The sequence below is a fragment of the Mucilaginibacter sp. AK015 genome (assembly GCF_014200785.1).
Lineage (GTDB): Bacteria > Bacteroidota > Bacteroidia > Sphingobacteriales > Sphingobacteriaceae > Mucilaginibacter.
In genome coordinates this window covers 947,525-972,602 of the sequence record NZ_JACHCV010000001.1, presented here as the reverse complement: position 1 = coordinate 972,602, position 25,078 = coordinate 947,525, and the positions used below count along the sequence as shown (strand labels likewise).

The window sequence follows — 25,078 nt, the reverse complement described above, 5'->3', positions numbered from 1 at the left end:
GAATTACTATATTTGCAATCCCTGAAAAAAGGGAAAAACCGCAATAAATACGGTGAGGTGCCTGAGAGGCCGAAAGGATCAGTTTGCTAAACTGACGTACGGGAAACTGTACCGAGGGTTCGAATCCCTCCCTCACCGCTGAAAAGATAATCAAACCATGCAAAAGCCGCTGAATCGTATGATTTAGCGGCTTTTTTTTGCCGCTGCAGCAAAATATGTCAAAAAACGCAATATTTTCTACGCGATCCGTGTAGTCTTTGTTTTTTTGGAAAAGTGGTCTATCGCGTTGAAACAGCTAACGAACCGGACAGTTTTGTGGCCAATAAAGACTAATGACCCCGGTAACTAAAATATCTTTTAAAACTCAGGAAATTCGTCGTAAGGAATTTGGCTGAGCAACTTAAGATGTTTTCTTTTAACGGATCAGTGCGAATTTCCTCGATTATATCGGGTAATGTATGGTAAATATGCGGTGGGTAAGTTCCTGATCAATTATTACTTAACCAAACGTTGTCGGCAGGATTTACGTCTGCGTCATAAGCATTTCCAAGAACAATTCTTTTTATACTCTTTTTTGAGTGTAAATAGATCATGACTTTATCGTTATCTTTCCATACATTGACGGTTCGCAACAGATCTTTTGTTGTTGAATCTGACATGATGACCCGTACGTGAATCGGCATCGGCACGGTGCCTTTGTTAATTATACTGATTTGATAGGTCGAACCCTTGTGCGAAACCTTTTCGATCGAAAGATCTGGCACTGCTTTTTCGAAATACCACTTTTTCCAATACCAGTTGAGATCAGCGCCCGTACCATGGTTCATGCAGTTGAAAAAATCGTATGGCGTCGGATGCTTACCAGCCCAGGTTTTAATAAAGAATTGCAACGCATCGATAAATTTCTTTTCGCCCAGTGCCTCCTTCAGATAGTACAGTGCCAGTGCGGGTTTTAAATCTTTATCACCATAACGCGCTTTGCCATACAATTGAGGTGTTGGCGTCATTAAAGGCATGTCTTCCGCCAAGCCTGCGTAATCATTTACACTACTGATGTCATAGTCCATTTTAACCTGCGGTGCAATCAACGGATGGAACATAAATTCCGTCATTGTTGCCCAGCCCTCATCCATGAATGAATATTTTGTTTCATTTGTTCCGACGTAGAAAGGAAATATGGAATGGAAAACTTCGTGCGCTGTAAACTCCACAACATCCCTTTCATCCTTAAATGGCAGGTCGTTTACCATCATCGGATATTCCATAGCATCCAGACCATCCACAATGCTGATATGAGGATAAGGAAACGGAATTCGAGGTAAATGATAACTGATCTGTTCCACCGTTTTTCGCGCGTAGTCAGCAACATGGTCATACGTATTGTGGTTAGGATCATATACGGCATCTATACGGGTGCGACGGTGTGTATTACGATCTACTTCAATACTTGAAGCCTTCCACACATACTTGTCGCTTACCGCAAAAGCAAGATCAGTCACGTTATCTGCTTCAAAATTCCATGTATTGGCCTCCTTGTGTCTGGTAACATTTTTATTTTGTATTTCATCCCGATTGATAACATCGATAACGCTATCGCTTTTTTCGGCTTCTTCAATTTTTTTTAAAATGGCCGGCTGATATAATTCTTTGCCGTTCGTAAGCGTTCCGGTGGACCAAACAGAATAGTTATCCGGAACAGTTATACTTGCTTTAAAATTCCCGTAATCATTGTAAAATTCTTCTTTACCTAAATAGGCATATTCATTCCAGCCATCTATATCATCATAAACCGCAACACGAGGATAGAAGTAAGCTATAAAATAGGAGCCTTCAGCGATTTGACCTGTACGTAAGAATGAACCCTTATTGAGCGTGTAATGATACGCTATATCAATGCTAACCCTGTGATGCGGTGCTAAGCGTACTTTTTTGACGTGCATGTTTGTACCGCTGATGCTATATTCTTTATCTGATTTTGCCTGATGGTCAATTTCGATAGCGGTGATGTTTATACCGTCGCCGACGTCTTCGGAAGATACAAAGACATTTCGCATAGCGTTGCTCTTATACAGGTTGGCGTATAGCTTTAACACCAGCCTGTTTAAGGTATCAGGGCTATTATTGTAATATTGAATACTTACTTTTCCATTAATTTCCCTCGTGTCGGATTAAAACTTACGTCTAGCTTGTAATCGGCCCGGTTTTGCCAATAGTCTTTACCTGGTAGTCCCGTCTCACTACGCGTATTTGCAGCGAGTGCCTTGGCATAATTGCGATCAACCGGTAACTTTTGAGCGAATGATAGTAAACTATGAGCGACGAATGAGAACGTAATCAGAAAACGTAATTTGATCATCTTCAAAAATAATTTAATTTTCAATGCAGGCGTGTGTCATAACTTTAACGGGTTCTTACTTGATCGGCCTATAGCACATTCCATTCACTTGTCAAAGGCTTATAAATAAAAGCATCCACAGAAATCATGACAGGTTGAAGGGATATGGATCGCTATTTGGTTTCAAAATAAGCAACTATCTTTTTGATAAAAGACTCCTGGGCATATGGAGACGGGTCAATGACGATCGAATTTCCTCTTGATCCGTTTCCTACCTGATGCAATTTCCGGAGAACGGAAAAGTTATCCTAAATTTTGCACCTATAAGTTCAGAGGTGTCTATGGTTTAGGCCTTATTTCACAACCGGAAAATTACCGCCGTCAATAAAATAATTCGCCCCGCTGATATAAGAGGCTTTTGGCGACGCCAGGAAGTAGATCAGTTCTGCCGTTTCTTCCGGTTCAGCCATTCTGCCCAGCGGTATCCCTCCAACGCGGTCAAAGAGCCTCTGGGTCATCTCATCAAACGTAATGCCCTCTTTGGCTGCCAACTGGCCGAGAAAATCAGACATCGCTTCCGTTTTATTAAGGCCGGGGGAAACGGTGAGTACACGCACACCATGCGGACCCGTTTCATCAGCCAGCGATTTACTGTAGGCATTCAGCGCCGCTTTGGCCGCACTGTAGGCCATGGTCGACTCCCAGATCGGGAACTGCCCGCTTGTAGAAGAGATGTGGATGATCACACCGCTCTTCTTTTCCAGCATTTTGGGCAATAAGGCCCGGTCTAACCGTACCGAAGATAGCAGGTTGATCTCCAGCGCCTGGTACCAGTGCTCATCAGCAAGCGTACTGAAGCCGCCGCCGGGAAAGGTGTTAGCACCGATATTATTGATCAGGATATCAACACCGCCAAACCGGTCATTGATCTCCGCCGCTACTTTTTCTACATCTTCACGCTTAGCCAGATCAGCGGCAATAAAATGATACGGCTTATTATGCTCATCCGGCTCATTCCTTGCTGTAATAATAACCGTTGCACCAGCCTGCAATAATCTTGCGGTTACCGCTTTGCCAATGCCTTTTGTGCCGCCTGTTACCAGCGCTATTTTTCCTTCAAGGTCTTTGATCTGTTGCTTCTGCATTTCCATATTTTATACAATTACTTTTGTTTCAAAAAGAAACTAAAGTAAATTAACTATATTTGATGATACACCGCTATTAGTGGTTACAAGCAAGTAACTAAAGCAAAATAGCAGTAACCTATTGGTAACTAACAAAATGAGAAAAATGCTGCAAAATCCCGAAAACTGCGCTGTGGTACGAACGGTGGGTTATATCGGCAACAAATGGAAACCCATTATACTGGTGCGTTTGCTGAACGGAGGGAAGGTACGGTTTGGCAAGCTTTGTGTGCAAATGGCTGATATTTCACGCAAAATACTCAGTCAGCAATTGAAGGAGTTGGAAGAGGATGGACTGATCATCCGTCATAGCTATATGGAAAAACCGCCGCGTGTAGAATACGAGTTAAGCGAACTGGGCAAAACGCTTATTCCCGTGCTGAAAGCCATGTATGACTGGGGAAATCAGATCGCACCGCCGGAACTGCAGGGAACCTGGGATCCGACGCCCCCAGTAACAAAATAATATGGAGGCAGTGAGGGTCGGCAGCAAAAGAGATGTACGCTAATAAAGTTGCTGCTCGATCGTTGCCTTATCAATCACTGACCAAACCCGGGATATTTTATGATTACGGAATTCATAAAACACATTTTCTGAAAAGCGGATCTTACGGCCATTTACAGGCAGACCCATAAACGTCCCTACAGGTGTACAGTTAAACATTAATCTGCAAGCGAGATAAGAGGAATCGCTTACAACCAGCTCGGCCTCGAAATAAAGATCAGGAATGTCCTGATAATTCTGTTTCAGCATGGACAGGTATCCGGTCAGACCTATTTCCTGATCATTGTAACACACCTCTTCAGCAACAAAAAATTGCAGCTCATTCCACGCTTGCCTGTTCAAGCACTCCAGGTAATCGCGATAAATGTCAGGAAGGGTATTCATTATATATAATAACAATACGTTTCACTGGTTATTCTACCCCATTATGTATTACTAAAAAAGGGTACTATCACGGCGATGGTGAGGGCAATATATAATAATGCTAATCCCGAACTCACCCGGTACGTTTGTGAAAGTTCCTGAAAAAGCTAGGGCGGTAGGTCGTCATAAGTCAAAGAATTGGCGTGTACTGTCATTTTATCGATAAAGGCGGCGGATTGTCAAGGGTATCTTTCATGTTTTTTGACACTTCGGCCGGGAGCAGGGCAAAGCCTCCTATCATGCTGGCCAGATCTACGTCGCTGCTATCCTGCATGGCATTTCCGCCGGCGATCATTCTTTTTAAACAAGCTGCAATTTCCCAAATGGACTGATATTGTTCATTGAGGATTTTCATCAACTGCTGGCTCAGGTAAGCGTTTAAAGCGCGCTGCAAATGCTGCCATAATGAGCTGTCGGCACCCAGATCACTGATACCGGCCCAGCTGACCTGAACGTCACCTAAAGAAATTTTTCCGATTCCCGGGATATTTGCACAGCCTTTGCCCCTGAATACCACACGCATGATCATATTATTTGCGTTTACCGCGTCAGTCGAAAGGGTTGTTAAAGGCAGCTCATGCTTTGCAAGTTCATCACTCTTTTTGTAAGTGTTGATGAGCTTCATATCAATATGGCTTTGCAAAAGGTCGGCTTTAATGATGGGTATGGCCGCGTTGTTGAAAAGGTTGATAAATTTGACCAGTTCAGCTTCATAATGGTCAATTTTCGCAACAATGCTGTCGAAATTTCCTTTGCGCCATTGGTAGCCGGCTTCTTTCCTGGTGTCAAGGTCTACCTTCTTGATCTGTATCCATTGATCTGAGTTTTGCCTGTTACCTATCCATTTATAACAATGCTTGCCGTAATAATTTTCATGTATGTCATCAATCTCGCTATAATCAATATTTTGTAAAACATCAGCCATATAATCATAGGTATTGTCCTTATCCATCATCATGATGTATTTGCTGTTCCCGCTCCAGTCAATGCCGATATATTCTGCCCGGCTGTCGAGGGTGTCAAACCACCTTAACATAGATGCCCAGTTGCTTTCGAAATCGCGTACCTTGTAACTGGCATCGCTCAATTCCAGCCTTGCATCTTTGATCATTTGCTGGTGATTGTTATGGTTGGTGATAAACGGCTGTATATCAGCTATATTTTTTGGCAGCTTATCCTTCCATTTTATAAGCAAGCTTCGCTGCCATGTTTGAAGTTCGTTGTTCAGCATATTATCTATCTCTGCGACCGTTTGCGCGGATTCCGCAAATAAGTGGTTCAGGCCTTCGAGGGCGGTTTTCGATAGCGCATTGATCTCTGCGATGCGTTTGTCGACGGCTTCGATAGCCTTTTCTATTTCGCGCAGGTCGGGCGACACTGGGCTTGGCGTACATTCAACCGAAAATTCAAAATCACTCAGTTCAAATTGTACAAAAAAGCTTGGCGCAGCAATATCAATATGAAAAAAATTATAAAATACGGTCTTTATCGCAAGCCCCAGGTCGACGCCGAAATTTAAGGCTCCTGTCAATTTAAACAGATTGGTATTATATATCATATTAAACACCGCATCAGACTCAAATACGCCTGTATGAACAGAGGTGCGAAGTGCGGCAGAAAAAGAACCCGTAGCGTTGGCATATTGCATGGTTACGGCTGCTTGTGCCAGGCCAAAAGCGTTTACCTTTGCTTCGGTCATCAGGTATTGCATGCCAATATGATCGAAGCCCATAGCAAACACGGGCCCTGCCTGTTCATCGCTAACGCCGGAGATCAGCAACATGCCATTAAATACGCTGATGGGTTTTTGGCTGTAGGATAGAAATTTGACGGAATCGGCGGCGCTTTGGAGCGAAAACTTAAGCGTGTTTTCATCACCAAAAAGCTTGTTGATAACCAGCTCAAACTTTTTATTATTTTTATCGCTTAGTACGTCTATCGTGCCGGTAGTGGTGATGCCTGCAAGGTCAAAAGACAGTTCGCCGCCCAATTGAAAGTATTCATCCCGGATGCTGATGGCGCCCTTTATCCTGAGTATATCCAGTATTGTAAAATCCGCAGCGATACTCAATGTGTCGTCCTGGTATAGCAAAGCCGCTGAAAGGAATTTTCTGCCGAGAAAAAGGAAGTCTATTTCGCCTTGTAATTGCAGCTTCAGCGGATCGATATGCGTATGCTGTTCGTAAACTAAGCCGAAGATATTTAACACCTTCAGCTCAAAATTCACCGACGCGTCAAAGGACGAATTTTGGGTAAGCAGCGATCTGAACAAAAAGGTGCCGCTAAAAACTTCACCGGCTGATACCATTGCGGCGGCGCTGAAAGAAGAATCTGAGCTATTATTCAGGTCAAGATTCACCTGTGCATCTACATGTATAGCGAAAAATTTAAAGCGCGCGATGCCGTTAAGTTTAACAACATCGTTGTTAAACACACCTTCTATCTTACCGTAAAAGCCAATAGGGGATGTAGCAGTATCAAAGGCGCTGGCTTCTAAATACAGCATGCCCTTTGCAGCAATAAAAGTTCCCTGGAAAATATTAAAGCCAAACAGTTTCAGGTATGTGTTACCGCTCACCTGGAAATTAGTAGCTGTAATGGCTTGCTTCCCATCCAGGTGAAGCAAAAGGATGTCGTTAGGCGCGGCCACATGGATAAGCATAGACGATGCAAGGCCATCGGGCAGCCAACACAAAGCAGCGCTCAGCCTGGCCTCGGCAATTGAGCCCACCTTAAGCTTACCCTGCATAAAAAATAGCACCGCGTTGTCTGGTGCGGTAACAGCTTTGCTATCAGGCGCGGCGCCTGGCTGAAATGTTAACAGACTCAACAGGGGAACCAGTTCTTCAAGCGCGGCGTCGGGCAGCTGGTGATCTTGGTATAGCCTGGTTACTTCCTTTGGTGTGGCCATCAGCCACGCAACAGAGGCTTCCAGGTTCTCTAAAGGGAACACTGTAATATTGTTATAACGCAATGCCAGCGGCAGCGCCTGTACCAGATAAGCAGGGGTCTTTTCCTTGATAAGATGATTGATGCCGTTAAGTAAAATCCCGGCAAGGTTCATCAGGTCCAGCAAGCGATAGTTGTTTGTCCAGCCGAGTAAAAGGCCCTTTTCATCCTCGCCCCTGGCAACATACTTGGGCAGGCGCATATAGAAAGGCCCGGCATCAAATACGAGGTTAAAGCCCGGTTCACCGCCGTCTTTCTGTATGCTGAGGGGATACGTAACATCAAGGTCTTTGCCTTCCGAAAAAAGCTTTTTCAGGTCGCTCGCTATTTTCAGCACCTTCATCACGTTAACCTTTGGCTGCGGGAACGAAATTGAGGTGTGTATATCCAAACCTTCTATTCCCTTGAATTTAAACAATATGTTTTCATAAAACAGCGGGACAGGGATAGGGATGCCCGTTTCGTAAACGATCAGTATCAGCAATTCGTTTACAGCAAAGGTGTGTTGTAGTTCATCGCGGGGCGGTAGTTTCGCCGCGACCACTTCCGATTGGTAAAGGGTGGTCGATAGCAACAATTCGGCGTAGTCAAAAGTGTCCAGCTCTGCGCTGCACTCAAATTTTAGTAAAGAACCGCCCATCGCCGTGCCCAGCGAAATATGGCTTAAGCGCAGCCCAACAAAGGCCAACGGCGTTGGTACCAGGAATTGCAGCGGAGCATCTTTTGTGGTAAGCGAGAAACCGATACCGCCATCGGCAGTTATATCTACCGATGCTTCAAGCGCGCGTGGTACCGACAGGCTTAAGTACCCGCGGAAGCGCGCAGGCAGGCTGTTTTCAATTTTTTGTACCGAGAGCAGCAGATCGCCCAATGCTTTGGGAAGGGTGATGCCGCAACGGTCAAGCATGTTGATAAGCCAGGTGAGCGTATCTTCCAGCTTCATCGTTTTTACCGGGATGCTCTTCGGTAAATTTTGAGCCACTTTATTGAGTTTGAGCGCTTCGAAAAGCCTGCGCAACAAAGTCAATGGGATAGCCACAGGATTTTCCGGATCTATCTCATAACCGCCCTTGAACTGAAATGTGCCTTTTTCCACGTCAAGCTTTATAACTGGTTTTATAAAACTGATACAGCCGAGGTCTTTGTCGTTGAATACGCGGTTAAGGTCAATCCTTACCTTATTGTCCTGTTCGGTGATGCCTTCAATGGTGTAAAATGGCGAGTCGATCAGTTGACCGCTGATGCCTGCCGAGCCGATACTTACCCTAAAACGGGTGAATTGTTCACCGGGCGGCGAGGCCAGGGTCTTAAATATTTTTGTTTGCTGCATGCCCAAAACTTCGTTCAGGCGCATAGGTAATGCATAACCAAACTCCAGTTCGAGCGCAACGTCCTTACCGATATAAAACTCAGCGCCCGACAGCCTGATGGCGCTCTTACCAAATGCCGGTACCGATGTTACCCCGATCTCGGCCATCAAATCAGGAATTTCCAGTTGGAGCAGGGTGCCCGTGGCTGCAAAGAAAAGCGTGCCGTTTTTTAGCCCGGCGGCTAACAGTAGGGGTTTGCTTACCCAATGCTGTTCTTTTTCCTCCATAAATATCCTGCGTACAGGGTCCGGAAGGTCCTGCAAAATAAGGACTGCCTCGGCGGCAATGGTCCACTGCTTATCCTCTTGCTTAAATGAAAACTCGCCGGGAGTAAGTTTGGCGCACAGGCTGCGTGTGATCGTTTTAGGCTGCGTTTTTCCGTCTGCCTGTGTGGTTTCCGTACATTCCTGGTAATCAATCTTAGGGGTAACGATCTCAAAGCCGGATGGCTTGAACACAAAGCGGTTGTTAGCTTTTTCGATATGTAGGCTGAGCGCGCCGCCAACGCCCCCTGGAAACAGGTCGTCAAGCAGGTGCAGTTGTAAATGGCCCCCTGTAATAGTAAGATCGGCGCTGCTCTTTGACAGATTCAGGCTTATCCGGTCTGCGCCGATGCTGAACAAGTCATCAACGGCTAACCTGTTTCGTGCAGGGACTGTGGTGATTGTCATATTAACGGTGCCTTCAGCGGTGCTGAATGCAAGTCCGGCCTCACTGATATCCGGCCAGCTAACACCTTCGGGCAATGCCAGTTCCTCATCAAATATAGCGCTCAACAAAGGCATTAAGCCTATATCGGCGACAACCTTACCGCTGAACGACAGGTCTTTCGCCCCCGAAGCAAACCCGGCCTGCAGGTCGATGTTAACTGATCTTTCGCCCGCCATGAGGTCCATATGGCCCTTAACCAGTACCACTACCTGTTCCCGCTTTTCAACAGACACATAAAATTGCTTAAGGTTTCCGCGGAGCTTCCCTATTTGCGGTGTCGCGATATTATTCGCCTCTGCCGCTATAAAAAGGCCTTTTTTAACGGTAAGAAGCTTACCGCCATCCAATGGGCTGCCTTTGCCTGTAAGGTCCGGCACACGCGGCAGGCTAAAATCCTGCAGATCGGTACCGGCGTAAAGTAAGTGCAGTTGTGTAAGCCCTGCAGCTTTAGCCGCCTGGCTTAGTTCGCCGATGTCGTCGGTAGGTGCCGGTGAGGCAATATCATAATCAAGGCCTATCACATAGTGCCATTTGTCTCCGGCTGTTTTACGGGCTATAAAAAAGTAAGTAGTGTTATTGGTGGTATATGCGCTAAGGGCAAAAGTGCCGTCGGCTTGGGTATAACTGAATGCTATTTCGCAGAACTGAGGGTTTAAAAGTGCCGGGAGGGAAGTCAGGTCCAGTTCTATGCCTATTGCCCGGGCTATTTTTGCCAGGCTAAGCGTCCCTTCTCCCTCAACGGCTTTCCACCCGCCGGCGTATGACCGCGCCCCTTCGTCTTTACTGATGGCTACTGCCAAAACCGCCAGCCCTACCTGCAGGCTGGCCGAAAAATTATACGACAGATCGTATTGCTCACCGGTCCTTTTTAACTGCACATCGATATAGCTGCCTAAAACGAGGCTTTGATCGGTAAGAAAGGGCAGGGGTAGCGGCACCTCCAGGCTTGATGTGAACGACAACGAACCGTTTCCGGTTTGATATTCCAGCTCGGTAAAGCCAACCTTTATATCGGGTATAAGTTCAACGGGTAGCTCTGCATGGGTTATTTCGTTCAGGCCGGCTACAAACTGGCGCAGTAAAAACGGTTCGGTCAACCCGGTGCCCGCGGTTAGTGTCCAGTCGCGGCCGGATTTAGCCACTTCTCCGTAAAAGCTTGTTTTACCTATCAGCAGTTCTCCCTTGAACGATCCACTCATCGCATCGTACGTGCTTTCTCCCGGCAGGTAGCTGAGGTTGAACCGGGGGTTTGCCAGCCAGATTCCCCTGATCAATTGCAGTTCGCACTCGGCGGACAGATCCAACTCTATTTGGCTGATCTTTTTTTGTGCCAGGTTAGCAATTACGTCGAAGCGCCTCAGGGTTACCGAGTGTACCTGGGCAATATCCCCCGGGAAGTTAAGCCCGGACAGGTCGATGCCAAAAGGCAGTTCTTCCAGCAGCTTTATATTTTCCAGATCGATCATGCCGTCGATGTGGAAATTCCAGGGTAGCGCCGGGTTAGTGCTCAGGAATGCGCTTAAGCCAAGCTTTATATTTTCCCTAATAGCAAATACGCCTTTAAAAGCAACGGACAACTTCATTTCACCGCCGATATACCCGGCATCAAGCACCAGCCGCGGAAAGGCAAGCGTTATGCCCGGCAATAAGGATACATGACGGAAAGAAGATAATGTAACCGAAAAGGTGAGGGCGCTGCTGCGTGTATAGGAGCAGCTAAAACGAAGGGCAGTTATAGAAATGTTTGACAGTTGATCGGTGACCAGGTCCGGGATGCTTAAAAAAAGATCTTGTCGCCCGGTATGGATCTCCACCTGTTTAACTGCATCGGCAAGTTTGATATCATGGTCCGTCTCATCCAGCAATTCTATCTCCCAGTTCCCGCCTGTGGTAAACGGGATACTGAAACGAAAATCCCGCTCGCGGCCCAGGAAATCTGCAGCGACAGTAATTGAGACCGAACGGCACTGCCCCTTGCTGATCACCGCGGTTAGCAGGGGTTTGCGAAAATGAAGGTGGTAGTCCTTAAAGATGTCTATTTCGATATCAGCGAAAATGACGTGAAAGCGGAATTCTTCTTCATCAGACAGGTATTCGACGATCACTTTTTCAATCCCGGCATTGGAGAGGCTGGCCAGTTCGCCGGGTAGTTCGGGCAGGCCCTTTTGCCGCAGCCAGTCGAAATTTATGGCATCTATCTCAAAACGGAGGGAGGTGAAGATCATTTCTTCAAAATCAACCCACACCTGGAAAGAACGCACTTTTAAGTTTCCCCCGGCGAGACCGCCCTTTAGCAGGATGCCGTCAGGCCCGGTTTGCGTCAGTACCGGCCCACGAACCGTGACTTCGGCAGCCGACAAAAGACTTAAAGGTGCTTCCAGCGCCAATTGGGGGTACGCAGCCGCGCTTAATTTCAAATCGTTACCCTGTTCGATCTTTTCTTGCCAGTCTTTATAGAGTTCATTTTTATCCATCACGCTCGTGTGCTATTTTTTTGTCCGTCTTCTTTTTTTTACAGGCTCTTCAGTATCAAGCTCTTCCTCCCGGTGTGGCCGCACGCCCAGGGTTTTGCCGATGGCCAGGGCAAACTGCTCTTTTTCCTCATTCGTTTTTTTGCCCCACATTTCCAGCGGCAGTAAGCTGATAAATGTTTGTCTTTCCAAGTTATAATTGCTTTCCTTGTAGTTATACTGATACTGATAGGGGTTATAATACAGCAAATTGGCCATTGTAATGAAATCCTCGTTTGGAATGTCGGGGTTTCTGGCCCACCAGAAATCGAAGGTATAGCAATTTTTAAAAACGCGGATCATTTGCTCCACCAGCCTCTGCGGTAAATTGTCTGTTATATAATGTTTGATGGATTTCTCGGTAACGTCTTCCTTTTCCGTGCTTCGGAAACAATTCAGCAAAGCAGGAAACTTTCGTTTCAAAACCAGGATCTTATCATTTGATAAATTGATCGATAGCTCCCTCATTATTTCATTCGCCTGCCCCAGAAAGCCGGCCCGTATCATGACCTTACCTTCAAGGTTCTCATTTACTTCAAAGTCATAAAATCTGTCAGCCAGCCTGGGTGCGGCGACACGGAAAGTCAGCGCTGTAGCCTCTATTTCCTCCTTGTTTATAAAAACCGTATAACAATTTGTAGATACTGTTTCACTCAGCTTGCTCATATTTTGCGGAGTCACAAGATCTGCCGGCCCATTAGAATTTGAGACGACAACCACCGAACCTATACCTTCTGTGTAAAACCAGTTGTCGACCTCATTTAAAATGACATTTGTGCGGTCGGGCGCCGCAGCACGTAAGGCTTTGATCGCATCGGACATTTCCTGATCATCCCCGCGGTCCCGGTTAGGGTAGTGAAATTCGTTCAGAAAATAGGCATATCTTTTTTCCACGCCCTCCAGGTGGGGCGCCAGCCTTTCCTTAATAAAAACAGGCCCTGGCACCTGGAGGTCCTTGTTACAAGGAACTATCACTAACTCGGGCTTCAGTGTTTCTAAAAAGCCCGGTGCGCTGTTAAATTTGTTGTCCGCATAATCCGCGTCTCTTTTATGGTTATTAAAATTGCTGCCGTGATGGGTAGCCTTCAGGACCTTAATTTCAAATTTATAGTCCATTTTGTCCTCATTCCATTTTTTAAAAGTTTTGGCTAACAGGTCAACGGTTGGCCCTTCAACGTTATGATAGGCAGTCAGATTAGGGTCCCCACTCAGGTCCCCGCCCGAAAAATAGGAGAAACCAGTATCCGGGTTATGAATAGTGAAACTTATGGAAAGATCGTTGGGGTTGACCTTACTCGGTTTTGACTGTTGCTTTATAATGTTCGTCCCATCTGCCAGCACACCCTTACCGCTCCAGAAGGTCAGGTAAAACCCCGTATTGGTTGATAGTGCCGTATCCTTTAGGCTTATCGAATTGATGCTTCCCGTGAACTTGTCTTCGTTATACAGTTCAAGGTCCAGGAAAGGTGGGATCAAACGTTTTGTTTTCTCTTTATACTTGAAAGAGAAGGTACGATAAGTAGAAACGTAGGGAAGAAGTTTATCATAGGCAGGGGTGGTTGCAGGGTAATAATCCTTTTGATCATAACCCACATCACAGAGTTTTTCAGGTTCGAAAACACAATTACCGTCTGTACTGGCTACGCTGATACCGCTCACGTGGTCATCGTGGCAATGAGAAGTGATCATCAGATCGATCTTAACGTCGGGGAAATATTTCTTTAAGTAGCCGGCCAGTTTATCGGGGCCATTGCCGATCCCGCCGGTATCTATCAGGATGCTGTAAACGACAGGGTAAGGCGCTGTGCCATAGCGGATGACGATAAAGGTTGCGTCACCGCCCGTTACATCCACATGGTGGATCTCTAATTGGTAGCTCATGAGGTTTAAGTTGGAAGCAACCGAAGCCGCTCAGAATTAACGCTTTTAAATTAAAGAAAATAAATTAATCTTTCCGGATAATTATTCCTCATTTGAAAAAACAATATTTGTTCCTGAACAATGTCGATTGAAAAAACATTTGTAATATCATAACATCGTGATGTCAGATGCCGCTAAGGAATTGATCAGTCGTTTTGCCTCTGCGGGGACTATCATGGGGCATCGCGGCTGGGCAGTAACCTGGTTTAAGCAGTTTCTGCCACGGCATTGGAATCGCTTGTCGTATGTTTTATTGAACTGTCCTTTTTCAGGGAAATTTTAGAATCGAACAGTCACCTTTGCTACAGGCTCATGATCCTGCTGGCGGAAGAACTGGATGCCGCGGATAAAAAATGTGTGACCTAGGCTGTATAGCCCAGGCGCTTTTGCGACTGGAGAAACAGTTCGGCAATGATGCCGACGGTGCGATCAATTTTCGTTTTGCCTGGACGGACCTGGCCGATTTAACTGCAGCTACCTACGAAACTGTATTCCGTACTGTTAAATCAATGGTTAACGAAGAATTGCTGAGCATCAGCCATAATCGGATCACTATAAAAAATCATCCAGGGTTAGCGGCGCTAATGCAAAGCCCTCAAGCATAAAGCCAGCTTTGCAGGGTCTGTATATCACGGTCAGTGAGAAAGCTAACAGGCGCTATCTCTTTTTTAGTGAAAGTTTAGAATAACTTTTTTCCAGTATCATTAATAAATAGCCCATTTACCACCATGCAGGTCGTCCTGTCAAAATAAGAGCTTATTTTCCGAAGTAATGAAGCCCATTTAAGACATCGTGCGCAACGGGTTGGCAGCAAATTATTAAAAGAGTTTTGCTTGGGTATTACGTTTGTATATCTCTTCTTCGGTTTTTAATACAAAATGCGTTTTAACGTTGTGCTCGGCCATCAACTGCAGTTCTTCAATATGCGGCCGTAGCTTGCGTTCATATTCGGCAAAAGCTTTTTGATGGTCGCCCTGGTGCTTTAGTAAAGCATCTGCCACAGCAGCCGCGCCCTGCATCGCCAGTGAGCCGCCCTGACCTGAAGCCGGCGAAGGGCAATAGGCTGCGTCGCCAATCAACGTTACGCGACCCTTTGACCAGGAAGGCATTTTGATCTGGCAGAATTTATCGAAATAGAACCCCGGGGATCGCTGCACTTCTTCAAGCAATTCAGGGATTCGCCAACCATCGCCGGAAAAATGCTCGTTAATGATACTTCGTTGTTGAGTCAGGTCACGGTAGTCATAAGGAATCTCGTTTTCAGCCAGAAAAATGAAAATGATATCTGTTTTGCCATTATAGGCGTTGAGCATTACCGATTTATAGGGAACGCTAAAGGTTTGCATGGTGCGCTCCTTAACCAGCAGCGCCGGTACGATGCTGATAGAGAAATAAGCACCCATAAAATGAGCGAAATCCTGCTCGGGCCCAAACCAAACCTTGCGGGTGCCCGAATGTGAACCGTCACAGCCAAAAACCAGGTCAAAAGCGCGCGGAGCTGCATTTTTAAAAGTAACAAGCATATTGTCTTTGGTCTCCTTTAGCGCCATAATGCGGTCACTAAATAAGAACTCCACTTTACCGCTAAGCGCGGCCATCAGCACCTCCACAAACTTGTCGCGCTCTATCTCTATCTCATCTGCCGGGGCTTCTGATCCATGATTGATCACGATCGTGCCTTCGGTGATGTCTTCCGCATTTTTATATTCGATCTGGTCAACACCCAATTGATGTGCTTTAAGCGCTTCATATAATCCCATGCGGCGGGCAATGGCAACGGTGGGGGCATTTAGATCTACAGCTACGCCGTTAGTGCGTGGAGCGGCCGCCAGCTCAACCACACTTACCTGGTAACCGATGTGATTTAGCCACCAAGCGGTGGTAAGGCCTGCGATACTCGCACCGGCCACTAGTACTTTTTGTTTTTCCATGGTGCAAAAATCTGTACCATGTAGTCAGGAGGATAGAACAATTGCGACAAAGTTATCGCCCAGCTCTTTTTTTCTGGCCTGTGTTTGCCTTACAAAAGCGGCCGCTGTATTACCGCTGTAGCGCTTAAACTCCCGGTTCATATGCGACTGGTCTGCATAACCCAGTTCATGTGCAAGGGCCGATATACTTATCTCTGGGTTGTCCCATAACCTTTCACAAGCCTGTTCAAACCGTATCAGTCCAGATACGTCTTTCGGGGTGTGCCCCGATGAAGCTTTGAATTTGCGCTCCAATGTTCTTACCGTTGTGTGCGCCGTCTCGGCAATGGAATTAACCGGTAAAGAGCCATTAGATGCCAGCATAGCCTTACCCGCTTTCTTTAACTCCGGGGCAATCCCTGTCCGGCGTTTCAAACACCAGTCCCTGACCAAGCCCAACGCGGCATCTATTTCACCGCTGCTGATGCGATGTTGAAGCTCGGGTTGTAACGATGCGATGGGATGCGAAAAGCTTTGTACGCCGCCTGTCAGGAGAGGTAGGTCGAGCAGATCATAAACCGCCCAGGGCAAACACTTGATACCGATGACTTGTACACGTCCCTTTGTCTGGAAATAAATGGGCGTATAAAGCAGCCCGACCATAAAAGGAGAGGGCAAGGGTATGGGCTGCCCCTCCAGCATCAAATCGCAGCCGAAATGGAAGATGATCTCCGCATGGCCGTCGGGCAAAACTTCAAAAGACGCCGGCATAGGTCCAAGGTCTATTTCACGATACCAAAAGCCGTGTATGCTGTGAGTAATTTCATCCAAAACGTTTATCTCTGTATGTTGCACCATCAAAGATAAGACGATTGGCGGCATTTTAAATTTCGTATGCGGTGCGTTAATTACTCACCGGGATGTCGATAGAGAGATCTTAAGTACTCCTCAGCACTAATCAGCCACTTTTGGGAAAGTTAATAAAGGTATCTTGCTTTCAAAGGAAGAATTTTTAGCATTCGACGAAGAAATCAATTTATCTGTAAGGGACCTGTGCTGGTGTGTAAATAAAACAAGTATATCTGGCTTAACTTTTTTCAACACAGTGCCTATATCGTCTAAAAGGGTGTTCGAGACTTCCCTTTCCGTGGTCAAGATATCAATATCGTAATTGAGCCGCTTTTTCAGAGATGGTGATACGATGTCCGGGTCCAGCGTAAACTCATAAGATTGCCTGATATGCAAAAGCCGGATCATTGCACCGATAGGCCGGGCAAATGCCACTACCTGTGTTAGTTCGCGTTCGTAGTCGGTAATATCACTTGCATACAGAATTGTTTGAAGCGGCCGGAGGCGGTAATTGCTGGGTACCGAAAGCACTGGTACCGGCGAATTACCGATAAGCTTACTGGTATGTGTGCCAAACAATTTTTTGATATTCCCTGCTCCCCGCGTGGCAATGCAAATGAATGAACAATTGTTTTCCACAGCATAACTGATAATTCCTTCCGTAGTGTTGATATCGCTCACAAGGACCAATTTATAGGATACGGACGGGTCTCCGGCCTCATGCAAAATGCGTTTAAAAAACGAGGATAATTCTTTGAGGGTTTTCTTTTTATACTCAGCACTATATACATCAAATGCCAGCGGGGTCCAGTTAAAGGGCTTTATCAAATAATACACGTATAAAATGTCCAGCTCGGCGCCTCTGGCTACAGCCTGCTTAATGGCTAACCGTACAGCAGACTTCGAGTTTGAAGACATGTCAGTTGTTACAAGTATCTTTTCCATGCCTCTAAGTTCCTTTTTCCCAGGTTCACATACCGTGACACCAATCAGAATGTAAAATGACAAAGATCATCCTTGTATCACGCTTAATGCCGGTTCTTTAAGTGCACGGTAGTTGTGAATACACCATGCCCTTTTTTATCAACCAAATGTATTTGTTTACAATCAAGCCTTCCCTTATCTTTAAATGCCCACGCAAATGAATAAATCGAATAAGTATGTACGAAAACTGACCGCCGGGTTAAAAACCTTAGGACCCGGATTGGTGACGGGGGCAAGTGACGACGATCCTTCGGGGATTGCCACCTATTCCCAGGTTGGCGCTCAGTTTGGATTTACTGCTCTCTGGACGGCATTGGTCACGTTTCCGCTCATGGCCGCTATTCAGGAAATGTGCGCGCGAATTGGGTTGGTAACTACTAAAGGGTTGACCTCGACACTCCGGAATCATTACCCTAAATGGATACTCTGGGTTATGATCCTGTTTTCATTCCCGGCGATCATTTTAAATATCGGCGCAGATATTGCCGGTATGGGTGCGGCCGCTAACCTGATTGTGCCGGCGTACCGGCATTTGCTTTCAGTATAGTTTTTACGGTGCTCATTCTGGTATCTATTATCATCTTTCCTTATCAAAAGGTTGCAGGCATACTCAAATGGTTTTGCATCAGCCTGCTGGTTTATATAGCCGTACCGTTTTTTACCGATGTGAACTGGCCGCTCGTGTTCAGGTCGACCATTATCCCTCATGTTAACTGGAGTAAAGATTATATTAATGCACTTGTAGCTATACTGGGTACCACCATTTCGCCCTACCTGTTTTTTTGGCAGGCCACCATGGAAGCCGAAGATGTGCAACAGCGTGGCGCTACGTTAATAGTTGATAAACGGATGATCACTAAAATGCGAAAAGACGTTGATTTGGGTATGCTTTTTTCAAACGTGGTTATGTTTTTCATCATCCTTACCTGTGGCAGCGTGCTTTATCCTCACGGTATTCACCAGATAGAAACGGTAGAACAAGCGGCCACTGCACTACGGCCCATTGCCGGCGATAAAGCTTACTGGCTGTTTGCAACGGGTATTATTGGTACAGGTTTCCTTGCCATCCCGGTACTTAGCGGGTCGTTATCTTATATGTTTGCGGAAACCTTTAACTGGAAACAAGGCCTTGACAAGAAATTTTTCCAGGCAAAGCCATTTTATGGGGTCATTATTGTTTCGTTGCTTATTGGCGTGCTGCTTAATCTTATCGGCATCAATCCTGTTCAAGGCCTGCTTTATGCTGCTATACTTTATGGTCTTACAGCGCCGGTCATCATTCTGGTTGTCCTGCATATCAGTAACAACAGATCGGTAATGGGGCCGCATGTTAACGGGCGTTGGTCTAACATGCTGGGCGGACTAACCTTTATATTAATGGCTGCCGCAGCGGTGGCAATGTTGTACCTGCAGTTTACTTCATGAGCCATTTGTTCCCTGCTGCCGGAAAAGGCGTATGGTTTAAGCTATCTGTCACTGACTCCCTCATTTAATGTATCACGGATCACCGTAACACTTTCCGTCTTAAGTTATGAGTTGCTAAAAGCGGTTTTTGTTCATGTTTTAATCCGCTAAGTATGCCGTACTGCTGCTGTCTTAAATCCCTTTCTATACCTCAATGCAAAAAATTATAAACATTTTATTATTTGCTAATATTTTTAGCATTATGTTTGTAGTGATTTTGCTATGCGGAGATTTAATATTGATATTGAACTGCCCCGGTACCGTGCCCGGATACAGATGGACGATATATCGTCCGTAGGCTGGTCCATGCTCAAAACGCTGCAATTCGATATTGATCTTTTAACCCTAAATAGACCTGTTGAAGGCAGGTGTTATGGTTATCATAAACCCGAACCAGGTACCCCGGTCTGTCCGCTGCGCAGATCCGCGCATCAACGTTAAACTAAAAAAGATGGCACCGGCAAACCAACATATCATTCAGCGCCTGCAGCGGCAGATTTTGCAGTGGGAAGGCTATAAGCCCCCTGAGATAGGCAGAAAGGATACCCTTGGTTTGGGCCCGCTCGAAAGTGCCTTTCCTAATGGTGTGTTCCCAAAATGCAGCGTACACGAATTGATTTGCGCTAATACAGAACAGGCTGCTGCCACCGGCGGGCTGGTTACCGGTATTATTTCGCTGCTAATGCAGCAGGGGGGCGTATGTATATGGATTGCCCGTTCCCGTCGCTTATTTCCCCCCGCCCTGAAAACATTTGGTGTCGCTCCGCACCAGGTCATCTTTATCAGCCTGCAAAACGATGCTGATACCCTTTGGGTAACCGAAGAAGCCCTGAAATGCCCCGGCCTTACCGCTGTTGTTTGCGAACTGCAGAATATGGATTTCAAACAATCGCAGCGTTTTCAGCGTGCTGTAGAGCATAGCAGGGTTACCGGCTTTGTACTGCGCAACGCTAAAGGCAACCTTAGTTCTACGGCATGCGCAGCACGCTGGCAGATCAGGCCACTACCCAGCGCCCTTCCGCAAGGCTTGCCGGGCCTTGGCTTTTTACGGTGGCAGGCAGACTTGCTTAAAGTGCGTAACGGGCATACCGGCAGCTGGACACTGCAATGGATGGACGGTGGCTTTATTAATGTACCATCGCAGGCCCCGCAAATCAGAGAAGAAAGGCAGGTAGGTTGAATGATGCAAAAGCGCTTTATGGCGATTTGGTTCCGGCATTTGATGACGGACGGTATGGCGCGGCGGCGTCCCGATCTTAAAGAACTGCCTTTTGTTATTGCCTCACCCCAAAAAAATCGCATCATCATTACCGCCGCAAGCCAAAATGCTGAAAGGGAAGGCGTTTTTACCGGTATGGCCGTTGCCGATGCCCGCGCGGCAACCGCTGATCTGGTGGTCATGGATGAACTGCCCGGGCAAACCGCTAAGCTCCTGCACCTGCTTGGCCTCGGCTGTATACGATATACGCCTATAGTAAGCCTCGACTTTCCAAATGGCCTGCTCCTTGATATTTCCGGTTGCACTTACCTTTGGGGCGGCGAGCGCAATTACCTCAAAGAAATCGTCCTGAAGCTCCGGGAAAACGGTTTTGATGCAAGGGCCGCAATTGCCGATACCATAGGTGCTGCCTGGGCGGTGGCCCGGTTTGCAAAAATCAACCCCATTGTGCCCTGCCGGGAGCAAGCCAATGCTATTGCCAACCTGCCCCCTGCGGCCCTGCGCCTCGAACCCGAAGTTCTTGACCGCCTTCAAAAACTAGGGTTCCGCACTATCGCGCCTTTACTGCAATTACAAAATTCCGTACTGCGCCGCCGCTTTGGGCAGGGGTTGCTTAACCGTATGGGGCAAGCCCTTGGGCATGTAGAGGAATTTCTTAAACCTTTGCAACCACCGGTACCTTATACCGAACGGCTTCCCTGCCTTGACCCCATTTGTACCGCCCAGGGCATAGAAATAGCTGTTGAAAGGCTGCTCGAAGCGCTCTGCACACGCTTGAAAGCCGAAGGTAAAGGCGTTCGGAAGGCCATTCTTAAATGCTACCGCATCGATGGTAAAAAAGTACAGGCCGCTATAAGTACTACCAGGGGTTCGCACAGTATATCGCACCTTAAAAAGCTATTTCAGTTACAGATCAGCAAGATAGAGCCCGCATTAGGCATAGAGTTATTTATACTTGAAGCTACGCGTACCGAGGATATGGAAGCACTGCAGGAACAATTATGGGCCGAAGCCAAAGGCCTAGAGGATATTGCGCTGGCCGAACTTCTTGACCGGATTGCCGGCAAGGTAGGGGCTGATGTTATACAGCGATTCCTGCCTTCAGAAAACCACTGGCCCGAACGTTCGGTAAAGCTCGCCAAATGCTTAACCGAGCAGCCCCAAAACCACTGGCCCGAACTGCCCAGGCCGATACGCCTGTTGCACACACCCGAACCTATTGAAGTTATGGCGCTCGTACCAGACCACCCGCCCAAAGTATTTACTTACAAAAATAAACGACACATCATCGCCAAAGCCGATGGCCCCGAACGCATTGGGCGCGAGTGGTGGCACGACCAGGGCCTGCATCGCGATTATTACAGCATAGAAGACAGTGAAGGCAACCGCTATTGGGTATTCCGTTCGGGGCACTATGACGGCAGCGACGCCCGATGGTACCTGCATGGCTATTTTGCATGAAAAAAGATAACCTATGGATTACGCGGAATTACAAACGACGTCTAATTTCAGCTTCCTGCGCGGGGGGGCACATCCTCATGAGCTTGTCGCTCAGGCAGTAGCGCTCGGTTACTCAGCCATTGCCATTACCGACCGTAATTCAATGGCTGGCATTGTACGCGCCCATATGGAAGCAAAACAACTTAAATTAAAGTTTATACCCGCCTGCCGCCTTGACCTTACCGACGGAACGAGCCTGCTGGCTTATCCTACCGACCATCAGGCTTACGCACGTTTATCAGCTTTGCTTACCCTCGGTAACCTTAGAACCGAAAAGGGGCAATGTGAACTTAGAAAAGCAGATGTTTACAGCCACAAACAAGGGATGATTTTTGCGGCTGTACCCCCTGAACGCCTTAATTGCCAGTTTCAGTTCGAAGACTCGTTTCTGAGCGATCTGGCCGAATACAAACAGCAATTTGGCCGATCACTTTACCTGGCAGCTTCTTTTCATTACCAGGGCCAGGATGCAAAGCGACTGTTTCGCCTGCAGGAAACAGGTGTTCCTTTAATTGCTACCTGCGACGCATATTACCATATACCCGAGCGCCGCGAATTGCAGGATGTGTTAACCTGCATCCGCGAAAAATGCACTATCAATACCGCCGGCTATCGCTTGCATGCTAATGCCGAGCGCTGCCTTAAGTCTAAAGAAGAAATTTACCGCCTTTTCAGGCAATATCCCCAAGCGATAGCCAACGCCAATTTCATAGCCAAAAATTGTAGCTTTTCTCTTGACGAGCTCAAATACCTTGAACCCGAAGAAAAACATGAGGGGGGTATGAGTTCGCAGCAGCGCCTGGCCAGTTTAACCTGGGAGGGTGCAAAAGAACGTTTTGGAGACCCCGTACCCGAAAAGCATAAAAAGCAGATAGAGTTCGAGCTCGATTTTATTGAAAGGCGCAAACTTGCATGGTATTTTTTACGCGTATACCGTTATACGCAGCAGGCCGAAGACTGGGGCATATTGCACCAGGGCCGGGGTTCTGCCGCAAATTCTACCGTTTGCTTTTGCCTGGGTATTACCGCCGTTAACCCTGCCAAATCGCGCCTGCTGTTTTCGCGCTTCATGTCTGATGCCCGTGACGAATGGCCTGATATTGATGTGGATTTTGAACACGAGCGCAGGGAAGAGATCATCCAGTTCATCTATAACGATTATGGCCGCCACCGTGCTGCTATCGTTGCCACTGTTACTCAGGAAAGACATAAAGGGGCTATCCGCGACATAGGCAAGGCTATGGGCCTTTCAGAAGATACCATCAAAAGAATAGGGGCCACCATCTGGGATTTTTATGAAGAAGGGTTTGATGAAAAACGCTTAAGGGAACAAGGTCTTAATCCGCACGATCCGCTAATCCACAAAGTACTTGAACTAACCTGCCAGCTTATTGGTTTTCCCCGCCAGCTTGGCCAGCATACCGGCGGCTTCGTGATCACGGAAGGTAACTTATCCGACCTTTGCCCCGTGCTTAACGCCCGCATGGAGAACCGCACACAAGTAGAATGGAATAAAGACGACCTGGAAGATCTGGGTATCCTGAAAGTAGACGTACTCGGCCTTGGCATGCTCACCATGATCCGCAAAGCGTTTGATATGGTGCTTAAATATTACGGCAAACAGCTTACCCTGGCTAACGTCCCGCAGGATGATAGCGAAGTGTATGAAATGATCTGCCGGGCCGATACCATCGGCGTTTTCCAGATCGAAAGCCGTGCGCAAATGTCTATGCTGCCCCGCCTAAAGCCTAAAGAGTTTTACGACCTGGTGATAGAGGTAGCCATTGTACGCCCCGGCCCCATACAGGGCGACATGGTGCACCCATACCTTAGAAGAAGAAACAACGAAGAATTGCCTGAATATCCCAAACCCGAGCTGGAAGAAATACTGAAACGTACGCTCGGCGTACCGCTTTTTCAAGAACAGGCCATGGAAATAGCCATAGTTGCTGCCGGGTTTACACCTGCTGAAGCCGACCAGCTAAGAAGGAGTATGGCATCCTTTAAAGCCAACGGCAAACTGCATATTTATGAAAAGAAGCTGGTAGATGGTATGACCAAAAGAGGGTACGAAGAAGAGTTTGCAAAACGTATCTTTAAACAGCTCCAGGGTTTTGAAGGCTATGGCTTTCCCGAAAGTCATGCTGCCAGTTTTGCCTTGCTTGTTTACATCTCGTCCTGGTTAAAATATCATTATCCGGATGTATTTTGCGCTGCCCTGTTAAACAGCCAGCCTATGGGCTTTTATCAGCCCGCACAGATTGTTCAGGATGCCAGGAACCATGGGGTACAGGTATTGCCCATAGATGTTAACTATTCTGAATGGGATAACACCCTGGAACTAAAAGGGGATCGCAAATATGCGGTTCGCCTCGGTTTTCGCCAATCCAAAGGGCTCAGGGAAGAGGATATGCTTACCCTCACCGCCATGCGTAACCAGGGCTATGTACATATCGATCAGTTGCGTGCCGCAGGTGTTCCGGAGGCCGCCCTCGAAAAGCTGGCAGCAGCCGATGCCTTCCGCTCTATGGGTGCTGACCGGCGTACAGCCCTTTGGGAAGTATCGGCGCTTGCCGACCGGCCCATCGGCCTCTTTGATGGCCAGTTATCCGAAACCACTCTGGAAGAAAACATACCGCTGCCGCTGATGACAAAAGGCGAGCATGTTGTGCAGGATTACATCACCACCGGCCTGTCACTTAAAGATCATCCTGTTGGTTTGATCAGAAACCAACTAACCAGGTTCCAAAACATCCGGATAAGCGATATCCAACGCTATAAAGATGGCGATTTTGTTCGCCTTGCCGGCCTTATTACCGTTCGCCAGCGCCCGGGCACAGCAAAAGGCGTACTATTTATGACCATGGAGGACGAGACCGGCTCGGCCAACCTTGTGGTATGGCAGCAGCTTTTTGACCGATACCGTAAAGAGATCGTCCAGTCTAAACTTCTTATGGTTTTTGGCAAATTGCAGATCGCTAACGGTGTTACCCATCTCGTTGTCCGCCAGTGTTTCAACCTCACCCCATTGCTCAATACTTTAAACCAGGCCGGCGGCGATCCCTTACCACAAACACTCGCTAAAGGGGATGAAACCACTAAACCCTATGATTATGATAAACGTTCGACCCCGGAGGGCGCATTTCACAAAGGCAGGAATTTTCATTAACCACGTTTATAAATAAGCCCAACAGCCTCTTTAAGAAGAAAGATTAAGGCTTTTTGCCCAAAACGATATTCATTTT

Annotated in this window: 15 protein-coding genes and 1 tRNA gene; 8 read left to right on the top strand and 8 right to left on the bottom strand. The window is 47.0% G+C overall.

Going from position 1 to position 25,078, the window contains the following annotated elements; genetic code table 11:
* The first annotated feature begins 51 nt into the window (after window positions 1-51).
* Window positions 52-138 (top strand) — tRNA-Ser (locus HDC91_RS04170).
* Between the two features lie 350 nt (window positions 139-488).
* On the opposite strand, the gene HDC91_RS20140 is transcribed toward HDC91_RS04170, so the two are convergent.
* On the bottom strand, window positions 489-2,093 hold the full coding sequence (locus tag HDC91_RS20140) for a M1 family metallopeptidase (RefSeq protein WP_183548696.1): 1,605 nt from the start codon (window positions 2,091-2,093) through the stop codon (window positions 489-491).
* Window positions 2,094-2,688: 595 nt separating this feature from the next.
* Window positions 2,689-3,486, bottom strand: coding sequence for an SDR family oxidoreductase (locus HDC91_RS04160; protein ID WP_183548694.1), 798 nt, complete (start codon window positions 3,484-3,486; stop codon window positions 2,689-2,691).
* Window positions 3,487-3,616: 130 nt separating this feature from the next.
* Here HDC91_RS04160 and HDC91_RS04155 point away from each other — a divergent pair, with 130 nt between their 5' ends.
* Complete coding sequence (locus HDC91_RS04155) at window positions 3,617-3,985, top strand: helix-turn-helix domain-containing protein (protein WP_183548692.1); 369 nt, start codon at window positions 3,617-3,619, stop codon at window positions 3,983-3,985.
* 39 nt (window positions 3,986-4,024) lie between these two features.
* Here the strand turns inward: HDC91_RS04155 and HDC91_RS04150 are convergent, their stop codons facing one another.
* The 3 genes from HDC91_RS04150 to HDC91_RS04140 form a co-directional block, all read right to left on the bottom strand.
* Window positions 4,025-4,408, bottom strand: a complete 384-nt coding sequence (locus HDC91_RS04150) for an ester cyclase (RefSeq protein ID WP_183548690.1) — start codon at window positions 4,406-4,408, stop codon at window positions 4,025-4,027.
* 190 nt (window positions 4,409-4,598) lie between these two features.
* On the bottom strand, window positions 4,599-11,951 hold the full coding sequence (locus HDC91_RS04145; protein WP_183548688.1) for a hypothetical protein: 7,353 nt from the start codon (window positions 11,949-11,951) through the stop codon (window positions 4,599-4,601).
* A 12-nt stretch (window positions 11,952-11,963) separates the two neighbouring features.
* The gene (locus HDC91_RS04140; RefSeq protein ID WP_183548686.1) at window positions 11,964-13,868 is read right to left on the bottom strand and encodes a hypothetical protein; all 1,905 of its coding nucleotides are present in this window, start codon (window positions 13,866-13,868) and stop codon (window positions 11,964-11,966) included.
* Window positions 13,869-14,260: 392 nt separating this feature from the next.
* Here HDC91_RS04140 and HDC91_RS04135 point away from each other — a divergent pair, with 392 nt between their 5' ends.
* A complete protein-coding gene (locus tag HDC91_RS04135) occupies window positions 14,261-14,512 on the top strand; it encodes a helix-turn-helix domain-containing protein (RefSeq protein ID WP_183548684.1) in 252 nt (83 codons plus the stop codon).
* Between the two features lie 213 nt (window positions 14,513-14,725).
* Here HDC91_RS04135 and HDC91_RS04130 read toward each other — a convergent pair whose 3' ends face one another.
* The 3 genes from HDC91_RS04130 to HDC91_RS04120 form a co-directional block, all read right to left on the bottom strand.
* Window positions 14,726-15,838 (bottom strand): FAD-dependent monooxygenase, encoded by a 1,113-nt coding sequence (locus HDC91_RS04130; RefSeq protein WP_183548683.1) that lies wholly within the window; start codon window positions 15,836-15,838, stop codon window positions 14,726-14,728.
* Window positions 15,839-15,862: 24 nt separating this feature from the next.
* Window positions 15,863-16,675 carry an AraC family transcriptional regulator gene (locus tag HDC91_RS04125; RefSeq protein ID WP_183548682.1) on the bottom strand — a complete coding sequence of 271 codons (813 nt, stop codon included), beginning with the start codon at window positions 16,673-16,675 and terminating at the stop codon, window positions 15,863-15,865.
* 96 nt (window positions 16,676-16,771) lie between these two features.
* A complete protein-coding gene (locus HDC91_RS04120) occupies window positions 16,772-17,611 on the bottom strand; it encodes a universal stress protein (protein ID WP_183548681.1) in 840 nt (279 codons plus the stop codon).
* A 196-nt stretch (window positions 17,612-17,807) separates the two neighbouring features.
* Here HDC91_RS04120 and HDC91_RS19825 point away from each other — a divergent pair, with 196 nt between their 5' ends.
* From HDC91_RS19825 to HDC91_RS04100, 5 genes are all read left to right on the top strand, one after another.
* Window positions 17,808-18,197: a divalent metal cation transporter gene (locus HDC91_RS19825; RefSeq protein WP_221262101.1), complete on the top strand. Its 390-nt coding sequence runs from the start codon at window positions 17,808-17,810 to the stop codon at window positions 18,195-18,197.
* A gap of 8 nt (window positions 18,198-18,205) precedes the next feature.
* Window positions 18,206-19,075: a divalent metal cation transporter gene (locus HDC91_RS04115; protein ID WP_221262100.1), complete on the top strand. Its 870-nt coding sequence runs from the start codon at window positions 18,206-18,208 to the stop codon at window positions 19,073-19,075.
* Window positions 19,076-19,472: 397 nt separating this feature from the next.
* Entirely contained in the window at window positions 19,473-20,294 is an 822-nt protein-coding gene (locus tag HDC91_RS04110; protein ID WP_255476656.1) for an ImuA family protein, read from the top strand.
* Window positions 20,295-20,312: 18 nt separating this feature from the next.
* Entirely contained in the window at window positions 20,313-21,794 is a 1,482-nt protein-coding gene (locus HDC91_RS04105; protein WP_255476655.1) for a DNA polymerase Y family protein, read from the top strand.
* 13 nt (window positions 21,795-21,807) lie between these two features.
* On the top strand, window positions 21,808-25,002 hold the full coding sequence (locus HDC91_RS04100; protein WP_183548680.1) for an error-prone DNA polymerase: 3,195 nt from the start codon (window positions 21,808-21,810) through the stop codon (window positions 25,000-25,002).
* Window positions 25,003-25,078: the final 76 nt, after the last annotated feature.